A 4,070-nucleotide genomic window follows, 5' to 3' on the forward strand; every position below is an offset into this window, starting at 1 on the left:
GCCGAGGGCGCCGAGCCGCTCGGCGACCGCCGCCATCCGGGCATCCGATTCGTGCAAGCGCTCCAGGTGGGCCTGGGCGGCTTGGGTGGCCTCGCGGACGGCCTCGCGGGCGCCGGCCAGCCGGAAGCGCGCCTCCTCGGCGCGTCCGGTCACATCACTGAGGCGCCCTTCGGTCTCATCGACCGCCGCCTGCACCTCGATCAAGCTCGGCGCGTCGGCGCTGCCCCCGCTGACCAGCGCCGCGGTGAAGACATCGCCGTCGGCGGTGACCGCCGTCAGCTCCGACCGCTCGGCGACGAGCCGGGCCGCGTCATCGGCGGACGGCACCAGCGCGACGCGGTCGAGAATGGCGGACAGCGCGGGGATCAGGTCGTCGGGAGCGGTGAGCGCGTCGACCGCCCATCGGGCCTGCGTCGGCAACGCCGGCCAGGAGGCGCGATCGGGCGGGGGCGCGCCACTGACCAGCAGGCTTGCGCGCCCGGCCGCATCGGCACGCAGACTCGCCAGCGCATCCACGGCGATGTCGATCCCGGCAGCGATGAGCGCCTCCGCAGCTCCACCCAGTGCGGCGGCGACGGCGAGCTCGTCGCCGGGGTGGACACGGACCTGGGCCGTGAGCGAGGCGCCCAAGCCGGGCCGGGGCTCGCCCGCTAGCAGGTGTGCAGCGCCGTTCTTGCGACGCAAGCTCAAGCGCAGCGCGTCCAACCGGGCGGAGAGGGCGCCGCGCTCGCGATCGGCGACGCGCTCGGCCTCGGTCCATCGCTCCAACTCGGCCTCTGCCTGCGCCTGCCGCTCCGCGGACTTCTCGTATGCCGCGTCGAGCCCCTCCTCGCCCTCCTCCTCAGCAGCGATTCCGGCCTCGAGCGCCGCGAACTCCTGCTGGGCAGCGGCGGCCCGCTGGGCGGACGCCGCGGCGGCATCGGTCAGCCGACCGATCTCACCCTCGGCCGCCTCGATCCGGCTGGTGCGTGCTGCGACCTGGCCGGCAAGTTTGGCCAGGCCTTCACGGCGGTCCGCGGCGGCGCGGGCGAGCGCGGCGACGCGCTTCTGCTCCGCCAGTGCTGCCCCCTCCGCGATCTCACGCGCGGCCACCGAATCGGTGAGAGCGGCCGCCGCGACCCCCACGTCGGCCGCCAGTACTTCCTCCTGCTGCCGAGCCGCGCGCGCCTGGTCCATCAACTCCTCGGGGTCGCGCCCGGTGGTGGTCTCGACCTCGTCATCGCTGCGCAGCAGGCGCAGGCGCTCGGCAGCCAGCGACTCGATGCTGTCGAGACGTTCGCGGACACTGCGCAGCGCGACATACCGTTCGCGGGCCGATGTGAGGGCCGGCGCCGCCAGCGCGACGGCCGCCTCGAGATCGGCCACAGCAGCCCGGGCGGCCGCGACGGCGCCCTCGACCTCGGCCCGGCGGCGCACCAGGGCGGTCTCGTCGGCGACATCTTGCTCCATGGTCGCCAGCAGCTGCGCGAGTTCGTCGGCGAGCAGCCGCAGGCGGGCATCCCGGGCGTCGGCCTGGATGATGGCGGCCTTGCGGGCGGCCTCGGCCTGGCGACCGAGCGGGCCGAGTTGACGCCGGATTTCGCTGGTCAGGTCGGCAACGCGGGTGAGATTTGCCTCCATCGTCTCCAGCTTGCGCAGCGCGCGTTCCTTGCGCTTGCGGTGCTTCAGGACACCGGCCGCCTCCTCGATGAAGCCGCGGCGCTCCTCCGGAGTGGCCCGAAGCACGGTGTCCAGTTGACCCTGGCCGACGATGACGTGCATCTCGCGACCGATGCCGGAGTCGGAGAGCAGCTCCTGGACATCGAGCAGCCGGCAGGACGTGCCATTGATCGCGTATTCCGAACCGCCGCCGCGAAACATCGTCCGGGCGATCGTCACCTCGGTGTAGTCGATCGGGAGCGCACCGTCGCTGTTGTCGATGGTCAGGGCGACTTCGGCCCGCCCCAGGGGCGCCCGGCCGGCGGTGCCGGCGAAGATGACGTCCTCCATCTTGCCGCCGCGCAGGGACTTGGCGCCTTGCTCCCCCATCACCCAGGCCAGGGCGTCGACGACATTGGACTTGCCGGAGCCGTTGGGGCCGACGATCGCGGTGACGCCCGGCTCGAGCCGGAAGGTCGTGGCCGAGGCAAACGACTTGAACCCCTTGAGGGTCAATGTCTTCAGATGCATACGGCGCGTCGTCAGCTCTCGGTCAGGCGGCGGCGCCACGGGCGCCGCCGGATCCGGCCTCCCCGGAACGCCGCAGACTCTACCCGCGGGCCCCGACAGGCCCCGGTCAGGCGCGCGGGTCGACCCCGGCAATCGCCTCGTGGTGGCGGATGACCTCGGCAATGATGAAGTTCAGGAACTTCTCCGCGAAATGCGGGTCGAGGCCGGCGTCGTGGGCGAGGGCCCGCAGGCGCGCGATCTGACGCTCCTCGCGCGCGGGGTCGGCGGGCGGCATACCGGACCGGGCCTTGAGCTCACCGACCTGCTGGGTGGCCTTGAAGCGCTCGGCGAGCAGATGGACGAGAGCGGCGTCGATATTGTCGATGCTCGATCGCAGACGCAGCAGTTCGGCCGGCGCATCCCCTGTCATGCGCGGCAATTTAGGTCATCGGCGTGGACGCCGACTCAGCGTTCCACGAAGCCCGTATAGCGCCCGGTCGCCTCCCGCCACACCGGCTCGGCGACTGCGGTGACCCGGCCCGGGCGACGGGTGGTGCTGGGGAACTCGGTCAGCAGGGCGATCAGGTCCTCGAGGGCGGCGCGCTCCCCCTCGGCGCAGATCTCCACCCGGCCATCGTCGGTATTGCGGGCATATCCGGCCAGGCCGAGTTCAAGCGCCCGAGCCCGGGTCCACCAGCGGAATCCGACGCCCTGGACCCGCCCGCGGACATAGGTCACCACACGCTCGTCGCCGCTCATTCAGCCACCGTATGCCGCGCCACTCCCGCGTGCCTCCCCCGGGCTGTCGGTGGTCATCTTTACGGTGGGCACGAGTTGATCTATCGAGCGAGTTGTCCGCAGGAGGTGTCGTGAGTCAGGTCATCGTCACGCCGTCGAGCGCTTCGGCCGTGGCTACGGTTCAGGCGCCCGCCGCGACGTCTGCGGTTGTCCCCAGCCGTGCCGCCAGCGCCGCGCGCCTCGCCGGGCTCGACGGACTGCGCACGATCGCCATCGCCGCTGTCGTGATCTTCCACCTCAACCCGGCCTGGCTGCCCGGCGGCTTCCTGGGCGTCGATATCTTCTTCGTCGTCTCGGGCTTCTTGATCACCACCTTGCTCGTGCGCGAGCAGGCGCGGACCGGCACGGTGGACTTCGCCGGCTTCTGGGGCCGGCGCGCGCGCCGCCTTCTTCCTGCGCTGCTGCTGTGCCTGCCGCTGAGCATCGTGCTCGCCCGGCTGGTCCAGACCGACCTGCTCGTCGGCATCGGCCGCGAGGTGCTCGGCGCACTGACCTTCTCCTACAACTGGGTCCAGATCGCCGCTGGAGCCGACTACTTCGCGTCCACGACGCCGCAGTTGTTCACCAACTTGTGGTCGCTGGCCGTCGAGGAGCAGTTCTACCTTGTGTGGCCGCTGACGACCTGGCTGCTGCTGCGCCATGTCCCCTCGGTGCGCGCGCGCATCGCTGTGCCGCTGACGCTGGGGGTGGCCTCCGCGCTGTGGATGGGCGTCCACTTCGATCCCGACCTGGGGGCCACGCGGGTCTACTACGGCACCGACACCCACGTCGTCGGGCTGATGCTGGGCGCTGCATTGGCCTTCTGGTTCGCCGGCCCGGGTCGCGCCACCCTGGCCGGGCCGCGCTGGGCGGCGATCCGTCGCCCGGCACCGTGGTCCAGTTCACCGGCGCGTTCAGGAAGTTGTCCGAGTCCATCTGCCGCTCGGCCGCGGCGAACTCTTGCGAGCCGGGCCCGTGGCCTTGGAACTGCTCGGCCGACGGAATCGGCGAGCTGCCCGGCGGGCCCGACGGGCCCTGCGCGTAGCGGTGGAGCTCGTCGGCGACGATCTGCAGCGGGTTCATGCTCGCCCGCCGGTGCGCCTCGAGCTCGCCCATGTTCGGGCGCCACGCGCGGCGCATCGAGC

4 protein-coding genes are annotated in these 4,070 nt (G+C 72.0%); 1 reads left to right on the forward strand and 3 read right to left on the reverse strand.

The features are described from left to right. The 3 genes from PKH97_RS14475 to PKH97_RS14485 all read right to left on the reverse strand — a co-directional run. On the reverse strand, window positions 1-2,169 hold a 2,169-nt coding region (locus PKH97_RS14475; RefSeq protein ID WP_324388266.1), incomplete at its 3' end, for an AAA family ATPase. A gap of 106 nt (window positions 2,170-2,275) precedes the next feature. Next, window positions 2,276-2,578 (reverse strand): chorismate mutase, encoded by a 303-nt coding sequence (locus tag PKH97_RS14480; protein WP_324388268.1) that lies wholly within the window; start codon window positions 2,576-2,578, stop codon window positions 2,276-2,278. Between the two features lie 35 nt (window positions 2,579-2,613). After that, window positions 2,614-2,907, reverse strand: coding sequence for an acylphosphatase (locus tag PKH97_RS14485; RefSeq protein WP_324388270.1), 294 nt, complete (start codon window positions 2,905-2,907; stop codon window positions 2,614-2,616). A 110-nt stretch (window positions 2,908-3,017) separates the two neighbouring features. Between PKH97_RS14485 and PKH97_RS14490 the strand changes: the two genes are divergently transcribed. Further along, a partial coding sequence (locus PKH97_RS14490; RefSeq protein WP_324388271.1) for an acyltransferase occupies window positions 3,018-4,070 on the forward strand: 1,053 nt, incomplete at its 3' end.

Origin of the sequence: Nostocoides sp. (assembly GCF_035343835.1) — a bacterium.
Taxonomy (GTDB): Bacteria; Actinomycetota; Actinomycetes; order Actinomycetales; family Dermatophilaceae; genus Nostocoides_A; species Nostocoides_A vanveenii.